This is a genomic window from Acinetobacter sp. YH12235 (genome assembly GCF_013417705.1).
In the GTDB taxonomy this organism is placed as follows: domain Bacteria; phylum Pseudomonadota; class Gammaproteobacteria; order Pseudomonadales; family Moraxellaceae; genus Acinetobacter.
In genome coordinates, this window is the sequence record NZ_VPDL01000017.1 from 24,371 (window position 1) to 44,944 (window position 20,574).

The 20,574-nt window shown below is 44.6% G+C and carries 17 protein-coding genes; 10 read left to right on the forward strand and 7 right to left on the reverse strand.

Features of this window, described 5'->3' with window-relative positions; translation table 11 throughout:
- Positions 1 to 39 precede the first annotated feature (39 nt).
- The 4 genes from FTV13_RS10080 to FTV13_RS10095 all read left to right on the forward strand — a co-directional run bounded on the left by FTV13_RS10080 (position 40) and on the right by FTV13_RS10095 (position 3,087).
- A complete protein-coding gene (locus FTV13_RS10080; RefSeq protein ID WP_180011929.1) occupies positions 40 to 834 on the forward strand; it encodes a ScpA family protein in 795 nt (264 codons plus the stop codon).
- Positions 831 to 1,421, forward strand: a complete 591-nt coding sequence (scpB, locus tag FTV13_RS10085) for an SMC-Scp complex subunit ScpB (protein WP_004783317.1) — start codon at positions 831 to 833, stop codon at positions 1,419 to 1,421. Before FTV13_RS10080 ends, scpB begins: the two co-directional genes overlap by 4 nt.
- A 42-nt stretch (positions 1,422 to 1,463) precedes the next feature.
- A complete protein-coding gene (rluB, locus tag FTV13_RS10090) occupies positions 1,464 to 2,507 on the forward strand; it encodes a 23S rRNA pseudouridine(2605) synthase RluB (protein WP_004783318.1) in 1,044 nt (347 codons plus the stop codon).
- A 79-nt stretch (positions 2,508 to 2,586) separates the two neighbouring features.
- Positions 2,587 to 3,087, forward strand: coding sequence for a hypothetical protein (locus FTV13_RS10095; protein WP_166136674.1), 501 nt, complete (start codon positions 2,587 to 2,589; stop codon positions 3,085 to 3,087).
- Between the two features lie 46 nt (positions 3,088 to 3,133).
- On the opposite strand, the gene FTV13_RS10100 is transcribed toward FTV13_RS10095, so the two are convergent.
- The 6 genes from FTV13_RS10100 to FTV13_RS10125 are packed head-to-tail and all read right to left on the reverse strand — an operon-like array spanning position 3,134 to position 12,589.
- The gene (locus FTV13_RS10100) at positions 3,134 to 4,861 is read right to left on the reverse strand and encodes an ABC transporter ATP-binding protein (RefSeq protein WP_180011931.1); all 1,728 of its coding nucleotides are present in this window, start codon (positions 4,859 to 4,861) and stop codon (positions 3,134 to 3,136) included.
- A gap of 10 nt (positions 4,862 to 4,871) precedes the next feature.
- The gene (locus FTV13_RS10105) at positions 4,872 to 6,020 is read right to left on the reverse strand and encodes an ABC transporter permease (RefSeq protein ID WP_034170660.1); all 1,149 of its coding nucleotides are present in this window, start codon (positions 6,018 to 6,020) and stop codon (positions 4,872 to 4,874) included.
- Positions 6,021 to 6,027: 7 nt separating this feature from the next.
- Positions 6,028 to 6,966: an ABC transporter permease gene (locus tag FTV13_RS10110; RefSeq protein ID WP_004783323.1), complete on the reverse strand. Its 939-nt coding sequence runs from the start codon at positions 6,964 to 6,966 to the stop codon at positions 6,028 to 6,030.
- Between the two features lie 17 nt (positions 6,967 to 6,983).
- Positions 6,984 to 8,987: a M3 family metallopeptidase gene (locus FTV13_RS10115; protein WP_180011933.1), complete on the reverse strand. Its 2,004-nt coding sequence runs from the start codon at positions 8,985 to 8,987 to the stop codon at positions 6,984 to 6,986.
- Between the two features lie 19 nt (positions 8,988 to 9,006).
- Positions 9,007 to 10,809: an ABC transporter substrate-binding protein gene (locus FTV13_RS10120; RefSeq protein ID WP_180011934.1), complete on the reverse strand. Its 1,803-nt coding sequence runs from the start codon at positions 10,807 to 10,809 to the stop codon at positions 9,007 to 9,009.
- A gap of 22 nt (positions 10,810 to 10,831) precedes the next feature.
- Positions 10,832 to 12,589 (reverse strand): ABC transporter substrate-binding protein, encoded by a 1,758-nt coding sequence (locus FTV13_RS10125; RefSeq protein WP_180011970.1) that lies wholly within the window; start codon positions 12,587 to 12,589, stop codon positions 10,832 to 10,834.
- 725 nt (positions 12,590 to 13,314) lie between these two features.
- On the opposite strand from FTV13_RS10125, the gene FTV13_RS10130 reads away from it, so the two are divergent.
- The 5 genes from FTV13_RS10130 (at position 13,315) to FTV13_RS10150 (ending at position 18,619) form a co-directional block, all read left to right on the forward strand.
- Positions 13,315 to 15,972: a TonB-dependent receptor gene (locus FTV13_RS10130; RefSeq protein WP_180011936.1), complete on the forward strand. Its 2,658-nt coding sequence runs from the start codon at positions 13,315 to 13,317 to the stop codon at positions 15,970 to 15,972.
- Positions 15,973 to 16,109: 137 nt separating this feature from the next.
- Positions 16,110 to 16,814 (forward strand): energy transducer TonB, encoded by a 705-nt coding sequence (locus FTV13_RS10135; protein ID WP_180011938.1) that lies wholly within the window; start codon positions 16,110 to 16,112, stop codon positions 16,812 to 16,814.
- A gap of 39 nt (positions 16,815 to 16,853) precedes the next feature.
- A complete protein-coding gene (locus tag FTV13_RS10140) occupies positions 16,854 to 17,738 on the forward strand; it encodes a MotA/TolQ/ExbB proton channel family protein (RefSeq protein ID WP_179992868.1) in 885 nt (294 codons plus the stop codon).
- Between the two features lie 15 nt (positions 17,739 to 17,753).
- The gene (locus tag FTV13_RS10145) at positions 17,754 to 18,179 is read left to right on the forward strand and encodes a biopolymer transporter ExbD (RefSeq protein ID WP_005234255.1); all 426 of its coding nucleotides are present in this window, start codon (positions 17,754 to 17,756) and stop codon (positions 18,177 to 18,179) included.
- A gap of 20 nt (positions 18,180 to 18,199) precedes the next feature.
- A complete protein-coding gene (locus tag FTV13_RS10150; RefSeq protein ID WP_004783336.1) occupies positions 18,200 to 18,619 on the forward strand; it encodes a biopolymer transporter ExbD in 420 nt (139 codons plus the stop codon).
- A gap of 53 nt (positions 18,620 to 18,672) precedes the next feature.
- On the opposite strand, the gene bfr is transcribed toward FTV13_RS10150, so the two are convergent.
- Complete coding sequence (gene bfr, locus FTV13_RS10155; RefSeq protein ID WP_004783337.1) at positions 18,673 to 19,137, reverse strand: bacterioferritin; 465 nt, start codon at positions 19,135 to 19,137, stop codon at positions 18,673 to 18,675.
- A 338-nt stretch (positions 19,138 to 19,475) separates the two neighbouring features.
- Here bfr and FTV13_RS10160 point away from each other — a divergent pair, with 338 nt between their 5' ends.
- A complete protein-coding gene (locus FTV13_RS10160) occupies positions 19,476 to 20,543 on the forward strand; it encodes an aldehyde reductase (RefSeq protein WP_034170652.1) in 1,068 nt (355 codons plus the stop codon).
- Positions 20,544 to 20,574: the final 31 nt, after the last annotated feature.

Below are 20,574 nucleotides of genomic sequence, written 5' to 3' on the forward strand. Positions count from 1 at the left end.
ATTTCATGCCTTTGAAAATTCGCGTGGCTTATAATTGTAATGACTCAAATGCCCCATAACGCTATGGAATCTGCTCCAAACATCCGGGTTCTGGATGAATGGCAAAATACGATTCCAGAGGATCTGTATATTCCTCCAGCAGCGTTTGAAATTCTGTTAGAACATTTTGAAGGCCCCCTCGACTTTTTAATCTACCTGATCCAGAAAAATGGTTTTGACCTGTTACAGGTTGATATCGCGCCGATTGCCTCCCAATATCTGTCCTATATGGATGCGATGAAATCCCTGAATATTGAATTGACCGCAGATTATATGGTGATGGCAGCCTTGCTAGCCGATCTCAAATCTCGTTTATTGCTGCCTAAACCGAAAAGCGCGGCTGCGGTTGAACAGGATCCGAAACAGGATCTGATTGAGCGTCTGGAAAATTATTTACGGATTAAGCAGGCTGCGGAACGTCTGGGTCAGATGACGATTCTGGAACGTGATACCTTTCAGACCAATGTGCACTTAGGCGAGTTTATCCAGCCGAATGAAGGTCATAGTGCCGATCTGCTGCGTGATGCCTTGCTTTGTGTCTTTAACCGCCCTGAACCGGTCATTCATCAGGTGCAACAGGAGCCTGTTTTACTAGAAGAGCGGATTGCCTATATTGAAAGCCGTCTGGAATCTGGTGAAGTCTTATCTTTTGATAAATTACTCAAGCCAAGTCAGGGACGCATGGGTGTAGTCGTGACCTTTATGGCCGTGTTGGAACTCACCCGCCAGCAAAAAATTCAAATTATTGCCTCAGGTGTTGAGGCACCGCTCGCAATTCAAGGAGCACACGCATGAACACAGACCATAATATCTCCTTGTCTGCGGAAGATAATCTGCATGAAATTCTGATGCAGCTGGAAGCCATTATTTTTGCCAGTGACTCCCCAGTTTCCTTAGCTCGACTGAAAGAAGCATTTCAGGATCGCTATAGCAAGCAGGAGCTGCGCCAGTATTTACAACAGCTTTCCATGCTGATGCATGGCCGTTCTATTGAACTGGTTGAAACTGTGCAAGGTTACCGTTTTCAAGTGCGTGTAAAATATCGTAATATTATTGCACAGACCTGGCCCGAGCGACCGACACGCCTGTCACCTTCATTACTGGAGATGCTTGCGGTGATTGCTTATCATCAGCCAGTGACCCGAGCTGATATTGAACAAATTCGTGGTGTCACGAATAACAGTCAGATTTTGCGTACGCTGTTTGACTGGAACTGGATTAAAGAATCCGGCTTTCGTGAACTCCCTGGAAGACCTGCGTTGTTAGTGACAACGCCACAATTTTTAAATGCGTTTGGCTTAAATTCTTTAGGCCAATTGCCTCCCCTGCAGGATGCCAAGGAAGCTTTTATGGCGCTCGATGCGAATGCACCGAAGTCATAAATAGGTGAACTGTTGAATAATTATTTCTAAGGTTATGCTGTCATGAGTGAAAAGTTGCAAAAGGTGCTTGCACGTGTTGGTTTGGGTTCTCGCCGTTATATGGAAGAAGTCATTGCCGCAGGTCGTGTGAGTGTGAATGGGCAGATTGCCCAAGTGGGTGAACGAATCGAACCAGGTGATGAGCTTCGCATCGATGGTCGTAAAGTGCAGTTCCAGATCGAAGACGAAATCCGTCGTCGTGTCCTGATTTACTATAAGCCAGAAGGCGAAATCTGTTCACGTAATGATCCTGAACAGCGTCCAACAGTATTTGACAACCTGCCATCAATTCAAGGCGATCGCTGGGTAATGGTCGGCCGTCTGGATATTAACTCGACCGGTCTGTTACTGTTCACAAATGACGGTGAACTAGCGAATCGTTTAATGCACCCATCAAATGAAATCGAACGTGAATATGCGGTTCGTGTCATGGGTGAAGTGACTCCACAACTGAAAAACAACATGCTGAAAGGCGTGGTGCTAGATGATGGTCCTGCGAAGTTTGAATCATTCTCTGAACTGGGTGGTGACGGGATCAACCGTTGGTATCAAGTTGTCGTGAAAGAAGGTCGTAACCGTGAGGTTCGTCGTATCTTTGAATCACAAGGCCTGAAAGTCAGCCGTTTATTACGTACCCGTTATGGTACCGTGATTCTGCCACGTGAACTTCGTACAGGTCGCTGGATTGAACTGGATAAACAGGATATCGATAACCTGACCAAATCAGTTGAGCTGAAACCGCGTCAAGGTACCGGCTTATTCGGCATGGCGAAACGTCGTAATGAGCGTATGCAGGAAAAACCAATGGCAGCGCGCCGTGGTGGTTACCTGCGTCAGCAACGCCGTGATACCGATGAGCAGCAGCCGCAATACAACAACCGTGAACGTCGCGATGATCAAGGCTTTGGTCGTCGTGAAAACCAGAATGGCACCCAGTTTGCACGTCGTGACAACCGTGAAGACAACCAGTTTGGCCGCCGCGAAAACCGTGAAGGTAATGCACCACGCGGTTTATATGGTGCGAATAAAGGCTTTAAAAAGTTCTAGGCTTTGAATAAGATAGAGTCACTTCGGTGGCTCTTTTTTTGCAAGAACAATAATAATGACAAACCAATATTATAAACCTATGTCTACTAAGACTAACCGGCTTTACGGCTTCTATATATTGATGCTGATCCATTTTATGCTGGTTCATTACAACATCTGGCAAAGAGCTGATCCAGAGCGCAGCCCTATCCCTTTTAGTGATTTTCATTTTATTCGTGATTTTAGTACGCATCCTTTGCAAGTGCTGGATCTATGGACCTGTATCCTAATCGGTTCCTCCCTCTTATTGGTTCTTGTCATCCATCTTATAAAAACATACCGGGCACTGGTCATTTCTGAGCATAGTATCTACTGGTTTCTCTTTGAGCATCCTTACCGCAAGGTATGTAAATTGAGTGAAGTTCAGCAGCTTGAATATATTGCAATTCCTCCCAATGACCAGCATCAAATGGTATTGCTCCGCTTACATACAGCGGCACAAAACTATGATCTTAATCTCAGTCAATTTAATATGCTAGACCAAAAATTAATATACGAGCAGTTGGCTCAGCGATTTCCTGAAAGTGAATTCCCGTCATAAAAAATGCCCAGCAATGTGGACATTTTTTATTTCGTACTTTAGCAAGTTACTGCGGAATACCCTGAGGAATCGCACTTAACAGACGCTTGGTATAGTCGTGTTGCGGAGACTGATACAGATCATCTGAGTTGGCAATTTCCACCAGATCACCATGATTTAGCACCATGATCTGATCAGCAATATATTTCACTACTGATAAATCATGCGAAATAAAGATATAACTCAGACCAAACTCATCCTGTAAATCCTGCAATAAGTTCAGTACCTGCGCCTGTACGGATACATCCAGTGCGGACACTGATTCATCACAGATCAAAATCTCAGGCTTTAAGGTCAGACAGCGTGCAATTGCAATCCGCTGACGCTGGCCACCTGAGAACTCATGTGGATAGCGATAGAAGGCCTGAGCCGGTAAGCTGACCCGTTCCAGCAGATCCAGTGCCATCTGTTTACGTTCTGCATCATCCTTGCCGATATGATGAATCTGCATCGGCTCCATCAGGATTTGTCCCACGGTAAAACGCGGATTCAAAGAAGCATAAGGGTTCTGGAAAATGATCTGGATTTTACGCTGATAGGCCGTAAACTCTTTTTCAGTCATCGACAAGATATCTTTACCCTGAAACAACGCCTTGCCGCCTGTAGCTTGTTGCAGTCGCATCAGGAGCAAACCAATCGTGGTTTTACCAGAACCTGACTCCCCAACCAGCCCTAAGGTTTTGCCTTTAGCCAGCTGAAAAGACACGCCTTTCACAGCCTGAAATTCATCTTTTCCAAATAGGCCTTTACGGCTATAGAAGGATTTTTTCAGATCACGTACATCGAGAATGATCTCTTCATTACCTTTTAAACCACGGGAACGTTCCTGTTGTAGCGGAGCGTTCGCATGCAGGTCATGCGCCAGACTATCCTGTTTCATAAAGTCGCTAATCACCGGCAAACGCAAAGGACGGTGCAACAGCTGTGGACGGCAATGCAACAAGGCTTGGGTATAAATATCCTGAGGATTGTTCAGGACTTCTGTCACCGAACCTTGCTCACGAATCTCGCCATAACGCATTACAATGACCTGATCCGCAATTTCACCAACTACCGCTAGGTCATGACTGATGAATAACATCGACATTTGACGGCGCTGACGCAAGGATTCAAGCAGGTCCAGAATCTGTTTCTGGATAGTCACATCTAATGCCGTCGTTGGTTCATCAGCAATCAATAGTTTCGGTTCACAGGCAATGGCCATGGCAATCATGACCCGTTGCTGCTGTCCACCAGATAACTGACTCGGATAAGCATCAATCTTGGTTTCCGGTGAAGGAATACCGACTTCCTGCAAAAGTTCCAGTGTTCTTTGACGGGCCTGCTTTTTATTCATGCCCAAATGCAGGCGTAGAATTTCAGAAATCTGCATGCCTACGGTAAACACCGGATTTAATGAGGACATCGGTTCCTGGAAGATCATGGCAATTTCTTTGCCACAGATCTGACGCATTTCACTCGACTTAAGTTTCAATAAGTCCCGACCTTCAAACAGGATCTGACTGTCTTCAGCGACCTTCGAGTTCTCAGGTGCTAATAGTCCCATCACTGCTAATGAAGTCACAGATTTACCACTTCCGGATTCACCGACTAACGCCACTGTGGTATTGGCCGGAATTTCAAATGAAATTCCTTTGACCGTTTCCACATATTGTTTATTTTCACCTTTAAAACTGACACGTAAGTTATCTACGCGAAGTAACGCGGGTGCTGTGCTTGGATTCATTTCAGACATCGCTGCGCTCCTATTTCAGTTTTGGATCTAATGCATCACGTAATGCATCAGTAAACATTGAGAAAGCTGTCACCAGTACCGCCATCGCCACCGATGCCGCAGTCAACTGCCACCATTTGCCTAAAATCAGCTCGCTTTGCGCTTCATTCAGCATACTACCCCATGACACCACACCAATCGGTACGCCAAAGCCTAAGAAGCTGAGAATGACTTCGGACTTGATAAAGGCCACTGCAAGAATGGACATTTGAACCAAAGCGATATGACTGACATTCGGAAAAATATGCACGAAGATACGGCGCATATTGCTTACCCCAATGGCTTTCGCTGCCAGTACATATTCACGTGCAGTATGCTTCATATATTCCGCACGAACCAGGCGGAATACCCCGGTCCAGCCGGTCAGACCCAAAATCAGGATAATCGATAAGATCCCTTTTTGTTGCAGTACTGCTGCAATCGCTAACACCAGCAACAGATAAGGAATAGAAGTAAAGATATTGTAGAACCAGTTCAGCACATCATCGACCCAACCACCGAAATAGCCAGCAATCGCACCAAGTACTGTACCAATCACCACCGCAACCAGCGCAGCAATCAGGCCAACTAAAATCGAAGTTTCTGCACCTTTAATGGTTTTCAGTAGTACATCCTGACCCCATTTATCTGCGCCAAAGAACAGGCTCTGTTTAAGCTCACTACTCTGATCCAGTAACTGCCCCCCTAATTCCTGATCAATGGCTTTCATATCTTCAGCCAGTGGATCGACTACACCATAATAATCAATCACACCTGCGCCCTGTTCAGCAGCAATTTCTGCTTCCAGTTCTGCAATCACATCTTTTAAAGGATCAACTGGATTAACTGGTACTACGGCAGATTCAGTACTTTGATCTTCACCTGCCGCTCCAGGCATAGACGGTGTATAGATAAAGCTTGGGGGTGCATAACTCACCGCTACTTCTTTATTCCAGTCCTTGGCAATCACACCTGTCATGGAAAGCAGCAACATCAGCAGATAAAACAGCACCACAAATAGGGAGAACATCGCAATGCGGTCACGTTTCAGACGACGCAACGCCAGCTGCCATAATCCGGTTGAAGCAGACTCAGGCACTGCTGAAGCATGTTGCTCTTTTTTAAATATCGCACTCAGCATAATTCACCTACTTCAACTGTACACGTGGATCGACCCATTTATAGATCAGATCGGCAATCAGGTTAAATAACATGGTCGCAGCCGCAACATAGACCGTAATCGCTTTAATTACCGGAAAGTCAGAACGTTCAACTGCGATAATCACTTCACGGCCAATGCCTGGAATACCAAAGAAACGTTCAATCAGGAAAGCACCGATCAGTAAAGCCGGAAGTCCCGCCATGACATCGGTAATGATTGGAATTGATGCATTACGCAATACATGCACGCCCAGAATGCGGCTTTCGCCCAGACCTTTGGCGCGTGCGGTACGGACATAGTCCTGATTGACTTCATCCAAGACAAAACTACGGTAGAGACGTAAAGTCGGTGCAATACTCACCACCAGCATGATTAATACTGGCAATAGTGCATATTTGAATAAGTTTTCAGTAAAGTTATCGCTCCAGCCCTGTACCGGGAACCAGCTCAGTTCATAAGCCAAGACGTACTGGAATACGATGATATAGACCAGAATACTGATCGACATACCGATGGTACACAGCATCATGATCATGCGGTCAGTCAGCGAACCGCGCACTGAAGCGACCCCGAGCGCCAAAATGATTGAAACAATCGTTTGCAGGATAGTCAGTGGAATCAGAATGGTCAGTGATGGCCCCAAACGCGTGGTAATAATCTGTGATACCGACTCACCGGTACTCCAGCTCACGCCATAATCAAAGGTCAAAATCTGCTGGATAAAAATCCACAGTTGTACGTAATAAGGCTGATCGACCCCGAGCTGCTGGCGGATATTTTCAATCTGCTCAGCATTGGCCATTTTACCGGCCAGGATATAGGCCGGATCTCCCCCGACCCAGTTAAATAACAGGAATATCAGCAGAATCACCCCCAGCATGGTGGGGATCATTTGCCAAATCCTTCGAATAATATATGCCAGCATCGCTTTCCTTCCTTGACTTAATGTCCTGAAATTTCATTAAAGAAAGCTTTGCTGTCCGGATCACGGCCCAGAAAATCCTTAACCATCTGATCGCCCGGCTTTTGTCCGCCTTGTGCTAGTACAGTCTCGCGATAGTGCATGCCGACTTTTGGATCCATCAGATGGTCACCATAAGCAGACAACATATCGAGTGCCAGCACTTCAGACCACATATAGCTGTAATAACCCGCCTGATAGCCACCCATCAAATGTCCGAACTGACCCGGGAATTGCTGACCTGGAACAGAGCCCAACGCAGTTTTACTTTCCATATCCTGCCAGAGTTTTAATGGATCAATACTTTTCGCATCTTTACCGTGCAGGGCCATGTCGTACTGAGCATATAAAGTCTGACGGGCATAATGCAGGCCGCGACCATAATTTTTCACATTCTTTAAGCGCTCGGTCATGGCTTCATCGACACGAGGACAAGCAGGTTCACAGTAATCTGCTACTTTAGATAAAGTCTCGAAACGGCGCGCCCACTCTTCATACATTTGCGAAGGTGCTTCAACAAAGTCACGCTCTACCGATGTACCTGACTGCTCGGTATAACGGGTCTTCGATAATATTCCGTGTAGCGCATGACCCATTTCATGTACAAAAGTCTCCAGCTCATTACTGTTCAGACCTTTACGGTTGAAGTTGGTCACCAAAACAGAGACCGGACGGCGATGATTTAAACGGCTGCCACCATAAACGCCCCAGACTGCAGCATGGCCATATTTGCCTTCACGTGGATATTTATCGACATAAAGTCCGCCCATAAACTCACCGGTGGCTTTGTCATGCACGGCATAGTATTCAACTTCATCGTGCCAGGCTTTGACTTTTACCGGCTTGAATTCAATCCCATATAAATCGGAGGATACGGCAAATAACCATTTTTGAGCCGCTTCAGTCGGGAAATAATCACGCAGTTTTTCCTGATCCACCTTATATTTGGCCTGACGCAGTTTTTCACTCCAGTAGCCTTGGCTCCAGCGCTCAATCTCTGCTTTTTCCAGCGGAATTTTTAAGGTTTCTGCCTTGAACTGACGTAATTCTTCAACATCCTGCTTTTCTAATGGCGCAACTTTGGCATAGACCTCATCCAGAAAACTATTGACTGCTTCTGGGGTTTTGGCCATGCGATCTTTTAAGGCAACATAAGCATAGCTGTCTTTATCGAATAGCTGGGCCAATTCATAACGCAGATCAATAGCCTTTTTCATGTATTCGAGGTTTTTCTCAGTCCCTCGGCGGGTATAGGCAGTCTGATAACGTTTACGAGCTTCATCACTCTCTGCCAGCTCCATAAATGGCTGATATTCCGGATAGTCGAAGCCGAGCAGATAATTGCCCTTTTCATTTTTCTTTAAACCGGCGATATAGCTCTCAGGTAAACCTTTCAGCTCTGCAACAGTGAATTCAACTTTTTCAGGGTTATCACGTACATTCTTGGAATAGTCCTGCCCCAGTTTGGTACTTTCTTCAATAATTTCCTTCAGACGCTTCTGTTTCTCTGCGCTGAGTTGTACCCCGGTTTTTTCAAACTGATTCAGAATATCTTTCAGGAATTTTTCATCGACCGAATCTTTGGCTTTCAGTTTCTTGAATTGGGCATACAGTTTTGGACTCTGATACATGGAAGTCAGGTATTTACTGATTTTCAGTTCACAGTCATCTGCTGCCTGACGCAAGGCCGGATCAGGATCAACATTGCTATATAAACCGATAGGTGAAACAAAATCACCAATCGATGCCTGCAATGTATCCCAAGCTGCCAGATAAGGACGGGCTTCAGCCTTATTTTTGATTTTCTGGCTTTCAAATTTCTGGATATCTTTTTGCATTTTATCCAGATTGGCATCGCACAATGCCGGAATTTCTGCAGCCTTGAATAAAGGCAAAAGCTGGGTTTGGGTCTCTGCCATGACGGTTTGAGATCCCCCGATCATCGCCAGACAGAGTGTGGTAAATTTCAAGTGTTTTAATGTCATCATCATCTCCAGCTTTTTCTTACTTTTTAGTATCAATATCGATATACATCCATTCTGTAGACAGAATCGGATGGGACTTGTGTCCAATAACATGAGGTTGCGCTAATGCATTACGGTAGGTGCTATACAGCATCATGGTTGGCATATTGACCTCTAGAATACGGGTCATTTTGCGATAAACCAGATCCCGTTCAGGACCCGGTGGCATGCTCTGACTCTGTTCATATAAACGGTCATATTCCGCATGCTTGAAACAGGCATTATTGGTGACATTGACGTTTTTGCCATAGAACAACTGCATGAAGTTGTCAGCATCCGGATAGTCGGCAATCCATGCAGAGCTTTTAAACATGGTTTTACATTGCTTTTCCAGCTTAATGCCTTCAGCAAATGGCATGGCCTTACTGGTCAGTTTGATATGAATATTATCTAAGGTCTTTTTCCAGAATTCGCCCTGTTGCTGACCACGACTGGTATTGGCCGTAATCAGTTCAATCACCAGAGGTTTACCTTCAGGAGTTCTCCGCCAGCCATCCGCACCGATCTTATAGTTATAGCGATCCAGCAACATGTTGGCTGCCTTGACCGAATATGGTGTACTGGTTTTATAAGCGGGTGAATAGCCTGCAACTCCTGGCGGAATAGGCATGTGCAGTTTTGCACCATCTCCTTTAAGGAGTACGCTAATCATATTTTCAACAGAAAAAGCCATTGCCATCGCACGACGTAAGGCTATTTTTTCTGGCGTAAAACCACCCACTACCGGATCTTGCATATTCCAGTAATGGTAGTTAATCGATGGCTCCAACATGCGTGACAGCTTGATGCCTTGCTTGACCAGCTCAGGTTTTAACTTGTCACCATCCAATGCCTGCACGACCAGATCGCCGTCGATTTCCACCAGATCCAGTTCATTTTTCTTGAATGACAACATCCGTGATTGGGCTTCTTCAATGACACGCACATCAATGGTGCCGATTTGAGGCATTTTTTTGCCCTGCATCGCACTGACAATCGCCTGGTCTTCTGCACTATTGGCTTTATAATTCCAGACAAAACCACGGTAAGCCGGATTTGGCTTTAAGATAATGCGTGATCCCGGTGTCCAGCGACTAAGTACATAAGGCCCTGTACCGACCGGCTTACTCATTACCCAGCCAGCTTTGTCTTTATACTTTTCAATGACTTCGCGTGCAACTGCGGCAGCTGGACCGTGGGCCAGCAACATCGGAAAGTTCTGATCCGGATTATTCAGCTTGAGTACCAAGGTGTAGCGATCTGGAGTCTGAATGCCTTCAAATGGATTTTCATAGACTTTGCCATTTTTTTTCGCCATGGCTGTCCATGCTTCCAGCCCTTTGATCCGACCATCCAGCAGCCAGCTATTAGGTGAATTAAGCTTTGGATCTAAGAGACGCTTTAGAGAATAGGCATAGTCATAGGCGGTTAATTCACGTTTTTTACCGCCAAAGACCGGATCATCCGCAAAGTAAATGCCCTTTTTAACTTTAATGGTATAAGTCAAACCGTCTGCACTGACTTGAGGCATATCTACCGCAGTCAATGGCACCAGTTTCGCTGGTGAGGCCAGATAATCATAGGTATATAAGGTTTCGAAAATTGCCGAGTTAATCTTGGCCGAATAACGGTCATGGATATAACCGGGATCGAAACCGGTTTCAGCCGCGGGAAAGACCGTTTTTAAGACTTTATTCGGATTGGCGGGATTGGCAGCCCATGTGGGTGCAGCACCTGCCATCATTAAACTGGCCACTAAAACCCCACTGGCCAGCTTTTTTAAAGCATTTGTATTCACATTCATACTGGTTCTTAATCTTCTCAAGTTATTTTTTAACAGGTTCAATATCCAGATATTGCCAAACTGCTCTAGCCACCGGATGTGCCTTAAAGCCCTGTACCTGTGGGTGAATCAGCCAGTTGCGTACCCGGATATTGTGCAAAATCCATGGATTATCTGCCTCCATCTGGCGGTTCATCTGCTCATAATATGGAGTACGTTGCTGAGGCGGCAGTTTCATCGCAGTTTGATACAGCGCGTCATAGGCTTTAGAGGTATAGCAGCTCAGGTTACCTTGCTGGGCATTTGGGCCATACAGCAATTGGGCAAAGTTTTCCCCTTCCGGATAATCTGCAATCCAGGCGCCACCCCACATCATATGTTTGCACTGGGTGGCTTCTTTTAAATTGTCGGCAAAGTTACTGACTTTAAATTCAACTTTTACTCCGATTGCATCCAGGTTCTTTTTCCATAGTTCCGCAGAAATAACGGAAGAACTTGAGCTGGTCGAGTTCATTTTCAGAACCAATGGTTTGCCATCAGGCAAGGTACGATAACCATCGGCGCCTTTCTTGTAGCCAAAACGATCGAGCAGTTTATTGGCGAGTAATGGGTTATAGGCAATACTGCTTCTATAATTCGGGTTATATCCGCCCACGCCTTCAGGAAGAATCATTTCAGCTTTAACAGCATGCCCCTTATATAGCTGCTGGATGGCTTCTTTCTGGTTATAGGACAAGGCAATGGCACGGCGTAGTGCAATTTTTTCCAGTGAGTCTCCACCAATCACCGGATCACGCATATTCATGATGGTATAGGTGATTTCCGGTTCTTTATTCGGATAATGCAGGATGCCTTTTTTCTTGTATTCACTTTTCAGCTGCTTATTTTCCAGTGCCTGTTCAGCGCCACTTGCAGTCAGTTTGTCATAGTCTAATTGTCCAGATTTTAAAGCCAGCCAACGTGATTGTTCTTCTTCAATGATACTGATCTTGACCTTGCCGATTTGCGGCATCTGCTTGCCTTGCATGGCTTTAACAATCCGTTGATCCCACTCTGAACCATCCCCCTTAAAGTTCCAGACAAAACCGCGATAATTTGGATTAGCGGTTAACTCAATGCGGCTACGCGGCACATATTTGTGTAACTGGTATGCCCCTGTTCCGACTGGATGCTGACCTACCCGATCGCCATAATGTTCGATGACTTCACGTGCAGTACCAGCAAAAGCGACATAGGCCAGAATGTAAGGAAAGTTCAGGTCTGAACGGGTCAGGGTAATTTGTAAGGTATATTTATCTAGGGCTTTTAAACCGGCAATCGGAGCATCATAGTTAAATTTGCCCGTTTTTTTGGCTTGTTGGATAACTTGATCCGCGCCAAGAATTTTGCCTTCGATAAAGGAAAAAGAAGGCGAGTGATTTTTCGGATCCATCACCCTTTGCATGGAATAAATATAATCCCGAGCAACCAGTTCACGCTTCTTGCCCTGAAAGGCCGGATCCGGACTGAAATAAATTCCTGGCTTGATTTTAAAAGTATAAACTTTGCCATCCTGTTTAACCACGGGTAAAGACTCGGCGGTATTTGGGGCCAAAATTGCAGGCCGGGCCAGATAGTCATAACGCAACAAAGGCTCGAAAATGGCCTCAGCAACGCTACCACTATAAAAATTATAGGTTTTGACCATATCAAAACCATCATCAGGTGCTTCAAAAGCCAGGTTTAAAACTTTATCCGGATGTGCAGATGATTTTGCCCAGGCAGTTTGCCCCGAGCTTATAGCCAAGGCCAAAATCGTCATACTAAAAAGTGCTGATTTCAAATTTGTACCTATTCTTTATCTTGAAGTTTTATTGCTATAGGAAGTTTTAAATACATCATCCCATATTTGCTTCAATGGATGGGTCAAAGCTGGACAGATGGAATAAACTGAACAAAGCGAATTTCATGCCATCCTTGCAAAAAATAGGGATTTCTTCCTGTTTTTAACTGAAAAAAGTTTATTTTTATTAATTATTTAAAACATTATGAATAACATAATATTTTCCATGAATCATTAATTAAATTTTTATCCTCAAAATTCTTACTGAAGTTCATTTCGCACAAAAATAACTCAACCCTGTTTCATCTTATTGCACTATTGTATACCTTTAGGTAAACAATAAATAAACACAAGTACTTGTATTATAAATAATTTATTTTAAAAAAATATTGTATATTTTATGTAAAAATTATGCACCATGATTAAACTTTATTCAATTTCCCTCTCATTTTTGGACTACTTTCTTATTCATTAAATATTTATTTATTGCTTTGACAGGGGTCTCACTTCCTTCTTTCTTCAGATTCGATACACAGACTTCTTAATTTTTCTTCAGTATAACTCGACTAAATCAAACCAAATTCAATTAAATTAATATTTTTCAATTACTTAAAAATATAAAAATATAAAATTTTATAAGTTGGCATCCGCCTTGCTTAGATCAACCCAGCACTACTTCACATAACAAAAGGGTGAAATTTACGATGAAAAAAAATAAATTGGTCGGATCTATGGGGGCTCCAACCGTCAGCAAAAGACTACTCAAGTTAAGCGCACTCAGCTTAAGTATGATGTGTCTGCCGCTGGCCCATGCCGAAGAAGCTGCATCTGCTGAACAGCCAACTAAAGTTCAGAAAGTGACAGTGACGGGTTCATCAATCAAGGGGGTTGCTGCACAAAGTTCTTCACCAATCACCGTCATCAAAGGTGAAGATCTTGCGAACCAGGGTGTAACTACTGTTGAAGAAGCTTTAGTAAAAGTCAGCGCCAACCAGGCTGGTTTCTCTACTGCTCAAAACGTAGGTGCAAGTAATACTTCAGGTTCTACAGCCAACTTACGTGGTCTAGGCTCAGACAAAACGCTTGTGCTTTTAAATGGCCGCCGTCTTGCCTATAGTGCATTCAGTACAGATAGTACCAACTTAAACATCATCCCTATGGCGATGATTGACCGTATTGAGATTTTACGTGATGGTGCTTCTGCAGTTTATGGTGCAGATGCGATTGCGGGGGTAATCAACTTCATCACCAAATCTGAATACAATGGCTTAGGCGTTACCGGAGCCTTACATGAAACCGAACATTCAGGTGGTGAGAAACAACAAGCTGCGATCTTCGGTGGTTTCGGTGACCTGGATGAAAATGGCTTTAACGTCATGGGTGTCTTGGACTACCGTAAATCTAACCAGATCCATGCTCAACAGCGTAAAGTCAGCCGCCGTGGTGGTGTAATTCCTGAATTAGGTATTGATGCCGGCTCTGCAAGCGGCTTCCCGGCAAACATCTATGATCCAACCACTGGTTACTTAGGTAACCCATACCCAGATGACTGTAATAATGTTCCATGGTCTTCTCCAGATGACGGCTTCTGTTATCTAAATACGCAGGCTTTAATTGCGATCAAACCACAGGTTGAAACACTATCTGCATTAGGTAAAGGGACATTCAAGCTTAATGATTCATTAAATGCGGTTGGTGAATACGTGTTTACACGTTCTGAAGTATCCACTTCAATTGCACCAGACGTTTATGGCCGTACCGTGACTTTACCTTCAAGCAGCCAATACTATCCAGGTAATGGTATTACTCCGGCTATTACAGATGGCGAGTTAAGCGGTGACCCACTTCAACTTTACCTCCGTTCTCAGGCAGGCAACCGTCAAAGTATGTCAACCAATGACTCTCACCGCTTCTTTGCCGGTATTGAAGGTGAGGCATTAGGCTGGGATATCAACGCAGGCGTGTCATACGCGAAAAGTGAAGCAACTGATGAATTCACAGGTGGTTACTTACACCGTAGCAACCTGCAAACTGCATTGAATGAAGGTCGTATTAACCCATTCGGTCCAGCACGTCCAGGCGATACCCCTTGGGAATCATTTGTGATTAATGGCGAAACTAACATCGCCTCTTTAGAGTCTACAACTGCAGACTTTACAATCAGCCGTCCAATTTTTGAATTACCTGCAGGTGATGTTGGCTTTGCCTTCGGTGGTAGCTTCACCACTCAGGACTGGGAAGCGAAAGTAAACTCTGAAATCGTGGCTCAAGTACCAGGTTCTGGTATTGATCCGAGCAAACCAATCAGTAAGGGTGATCGTGACATCACAGCATTCTTTACTGAATTCCAGATTCCAATCTTGCCAAGCCTGGAAGCTCAAATTGCTGCCCGTTATGATGACTACAGCGACTTCGGTGATACCTTCAACCCGAAAGTTGGTCTTCGTTGGGAACCAATGAAGGAAGTCATGTTCCGTGCATCTTATAGCACCGGTTTCCGTGCACCAAGCTTGTACGAAATCAACGCGCCAATCAGTGAAACCTGGACAGGTGCGAAATACAATGACCCTGTGTTATGTCCAGGTGGCACGCCAGTCGAACCTAAATATCAGGTTGAATGTAATACCCAGTTTAAGCGTACCCAAGGTGGTTCACCTGACCTGCAACCAGAAGAATCTACATCATTCACTGCTGGTTTAGTATTTGAACCAATCAAAAACCTGGTCTTCACTGCTGACTACTTCAATATCGAGATCGATGGTCTGGTAGGTACAGTGGGTGAATCATCAATCTTTGGTAATCCAGACCTTTATGCAGACCGTTTCATACGTGATAGCGAAGGCCGTATCCAGCACATCCGTACTACCCTGATGAACTCTGGCGGTTTAAAAACTTCAGGTGTAGACCTGAGCCTGAACTACCTGACACCTAAAACATCTACTGGTCGTTTCGGTTTCGGTATTGATGGTACTTACGTGATCAATCTGGACTACCAAAGTGAACCAGGCGGTGAATGGTCTGGTCTGGTAGGCAAATATGAAGACCCGGCAGTAGTTCGCTGGAAACATGTTGCCAACCTGAACTGGTCTTATGAAGACTGGAAAATGATCTTTGAACAACAGTTCACTCGTGGTTATGAAGACTACTCTGGCGAACGTGATGTGGGTGACTACACACTTTATAACTTCGCAACAACTTATAAAGGCTTCAAAAACCTGGAGTTGACTGGCGGTATCCTCAACATCTTTGATGAAGAGCCTGCTGCATCTGATGTTCTGGATAACTTCCAATACGGTTATGACCCTCGTTACTCAGATCCTACAGGTCGTACTTACTACATCCGTGGTACTTACAAATTCTAAGACAAGCTTTCTGCAAATACAGCGCCATACTGTATTTGCAGTATTCATATCATTTTAGCCAAACAAAAAATAATGCAGCTACATCAGCTTTGAAATAAACCGTTATTTCTTGTTTGTCTTAAATTCCAGGAGTCATGATGAGCACAACGTTTGAAGACATAGAAAAAAGCTCCGCCAAAAAGTTGACTGGAATTGGTGTCGTGATTTTCTTGCATATCCTGGTGGGCCTGGTGCTAATGGCAGGTATGGCAAAAGACATCATCAAACCGTCAGAAGAACCGGTTGAATTGATGATTATTCAGGATATTAAACCACCAGAACCAGAACCACCGAAAGAAACCCCACCTGAGCCACCTAAAATTGTAGAAAAAGTGGCACAGGTTCCTGAGGTTAAACCGGTAGAAAAAGTGGTTCCAGTACAGAAAACACAACCTACACCAACAGTCACTCAACCGGTTGCAGAACCAACACCTGTAGCTGCAGCAACACCATCCCCAAGTCCAGTGGCTGCACCAGCTCCAGTTGTTGCAGCGGCGCCTGCTGCTCCACCGCAACCAACTGGCGTTACACGTGGCGTATCTCAAGGCGAAGCTGGCTGTAAGCGTCCGGAATATCCACGTGATGCATCAATGAAGGAAGAGCAAGGTAATGTGCTGATCTCTGTCTTTGTGAATACCGACGGCAAAGTGAAAGAGGCCAAAGTAAAAAAATCCAGTGGCAGTCGTTCACTCGACCGTGCAGCGTCCAAGGCTTTCAGCTTATGTACCTTTAAACCTGCAATGAAAAATGGTGAACCACAAGAATCTTGGTACGACATTCCCTACGAATTTATCTTGGACTGATCCAGACAACAGATTAAAAACAAAATGAGGAGATTCATTATGAAAAACGCACGACACACTTTAAAAAATATCACTGCTGCAAGTGTCATTGCGGCAAGTACTCTACTACCTTTGCAAACCGTATTTGCTGAAGAATCCCCTACACCTGCAACGACAGTCACTGAAACGGCAACCCCAACTCCTGCGACTGTCGCTGAGCCTACACCGCCAGCACCTGCTGCAGCTGAAAAACCTGCCAGCAACCCTTATGGTCTGGAAGCCATGTGGAAAGAAGGTGACATGGTGTCTAAAGTGACCCTGTTCATTCTGGTGATCATGTCAATCGGTACCTGGTACATCATGATCACCAAGTGCTTGCAACAAGGCAAGATTCGCAAACAAGCCAAAGAAGCAGAGCATCAGTTCTGGGAATCTTCTTCATTGGACAATGCAGCGCAAAATCTGGATGAAGCCAGCGTATATCGTTTTATCGCTGAAAAAGGCATCAAGTCAACCAAAAACCATGGCGGTACTTTACTTGAGCGTATCGACTTTAATACTTGGGTTACGATTTCTATTTCACGCGCAGTCGACAAGATTCAAAGCCATCTGAGTGGCGGTCTGGCCTTCCTTGCTACAGTCGGTTCTACAGCACCTTTCGTAGGTCTGTTTGGTACCGTTTGGGGTATTTACCATGCCTTGACTGCAATTGGTATTTCAGGACAGGCATCAATCGATAAAGTTGCTGGTCCGGTCGGTGAAGCACTGATCATGACTGCAATCGGTCTGGCTGTGGCAGTTCCGGCAGTACTTGGTTACAACTGGTTAACTCGCCGTAATAAAGCTGTAATGGAAGAAGTTCGTACCTTCGGTTCTGATCTGCATGCTGTACTACTAAGCGGCGAAATCAGCTCAAACAATCCTGTTCACCGCGACACAAAATAAAAATGGGGGTCAACCATGGGAATGATGGTCAATTCAAACGACAGCGATGATGAGGTCATTGGTACCATTAATACCACGCCTCTGGTTGATGTGATGCTGGTACTGCTGATTATCTTTCTGATTACAGTACCGGTTGCAATTCATACCGTACCGGTCGATCTGCCTGAAGAACGTAATGTCCCGTATGAAACCAAGCCGGAAAATATCCAGCTGGCAGTCAATAAAAATGGCGATATTTTCTGGAATGAATCCTATATTCCGGACAAGGCAATTTTACTGACCCGTTTACAGGCAGAAGCCCAGAAACGTCCTCAGCCTGAAGTGCATATTCGTGGTGATCAAAGAACAGCTTTTGAAGCGATTGATCAGGTCATCAGTACTACCCAGCAAGCAGGTATTGGCAAGATTGCATTTGTCACGACCCCGCCCGCTTCACCTTAAGATTGAGGGAGAATCCAGTTATGGGAATGAATGTTGGCTCAAATCAGGATGATGATGTAATGCTGGACGTCAACATGACACCATTGATTGATGTCATGCTGGTCTTGTTGATTATGTTTATTATCACTATTCCGTTGCCGAATAATTCGATTAATATCAACCTGCCGAATGGTACACCACCACCGACTGAGGAAAAACCGCCAGAGATTGTGAATTTGCGTCTCGATGCTCAAGGCCAGATCTTCTGGAATGATCAGCCGGTGGCCAATGCTCAAGCGCTGGAAGCCTTATTCAAGACCGTGGCGCAAAAAGCCGATCAGGATCAGATTAAAATCAAGGCTGATCGTGCAACTGAATACAAGCATATCGCGATGGTGATGGCTGCGGCTCAGCGTCTGGAAGTGAAAAAAATCGGAATTGTCAGTAACAACAATTCTTAAGTCTATAGAATCAAAAAACCCAGCATCTGCTGGGTTTTTTATTATTCAATATTTTACATTTGTGACTGGATATAGTTTTGCAGACCAATCAGCTCGATCAAACGTAACTGTTTTTCTAACCAGTAAGTATGATCTTCTTCCGTATCCGACATTTGCTGGCGCAGCATGTCACGGGTCACATAATCGCCCTTCTCTTCACAAAGTTTGACCCCTTGAGCCAGCTTTTCACGGACATGATACTCAAGCTTCAGGTCAGCTTTCAGGCAGGTCACCACATCTTCACCAACTTCGATGTCATCACGCTGCATATTTGGCGTACCTTCAAGAAAAAGGACACGACGGATCAGGGCATCTGCATGCTGTGCTTCTTCCTGCATTTCATGGTCGATGCGTTCAAAGATTTTAGTCAGACCCCAATCTTCATACATACGAGAGTGAATCAGGTATTGATCACGAGCAGCCAGTTCGCCACCGATCAGCATATTTAAATAATCTACGACTTCTGGATTACCGCGCATTTGAATTACTCCCTGCTTTTATCATCCTATTATGGAGAAAAGATTTTTGATTTGCAAAAGCAAAATTATGGTAAATGTCTGATTTTTATATAATTAAAATGAGAAGCACTTGCATTTACGCTCTCTGTTCGGCCAAATCCCATTTATAAAACAACATCTTGCATTTTTCGTTCCGTTTTTATTCATTCTAGCAAGCTGGAATATTCAAACGTTAATTTTTGTAAATATTAATAAGTACTTATCTTGTTGCTTATTTTTATCTTGGACTCACCTGTTTGGCCTGGTTCATGCATAATTGTGCCTACGATGAAAGAAGTCAAAACAACAACGGTTTAAATATGACATTACAACATAGCACAGCACCTGTTCTGGTCACCGGCGCATCTGGCTATATCGCCAGTTGGGTGATCCAGAAACTTTTAAAACAAGGTTATACCGTACACGCCACTGTACGTGACCTGAATAAAACCCAGAGTTATACACACCTTGAACAAATTGCAGACAGCAGCCCGGGGACCTTAAAGCTGTTTGAAGCTAACCTGCTCAAGCCCGGTTCTTTTGATGCGGCCATGGAAGGTTGTGAAATTGTCTTTCATATGGCCTCGCCTTTTGTGGTCACCAATTATAAAGATGCGCTCAAAGACATTATTGAACCGGCAATTCTGGGTACGCAAAATGTGCTGAATAGCGTCAATAAAACTGAATCTGTCAAACGTGTGATTGTCACCTCAAGTATTGCCTCAACGTATGGCGATGCGATTGATATTTTGCAAACCGAGCACACCAGTTTTGATGAATCTCACTGGAATACCACCAGTTCAGAAACCCATCAGCCTTATCCATATTCCAAAGTCATGGCAGAACGCAAAGCTTGGGAAATGGCGGAAGCACAGGATCGCTGGGACCTGATCTGTATCAATCCGGCACTGGTCTTTGGGGAATCCTTAACGCCTAATACTCAATCAGGCAGTGTGGAAGTTCTGCAACAGTTTGCCAATGGCATGACCTTGCTGGGTGTTCCACCAATGTGGAATGGTGTGGTGGATGTTCAGGATGTTGCGGAAGCCCATATCCGTGCCGCCTTTAATCCGGAAGCGCATGGCCGTTATATTATCTGTAGTGAGACTTTGAGCCTGCTAGAAATGGGTAAAATCCTGCGTGAAGCATTTGGTCCAAAATTCCCGTTTCCGCGCAACCAGTTGCCAAAAACGGCTTTCAAGATTTTTGGTCCTCTGGCCGGCTTTAGCCGTAAATTTGTTGAACTCAATATGGGTTATCCAATTTTCTTTAATGCACAAAAAAGTAAGGATGAACTCGGTCTGGAATATCGTCCAGTAAAAGAAAGCTTGGTCGAACATTTCCAGCAATTGCTGGATGATGGTGTGGTGAAGAAATATATTCCTTAATTGTACGAGCTCAAACCTGATCTGACAGTGA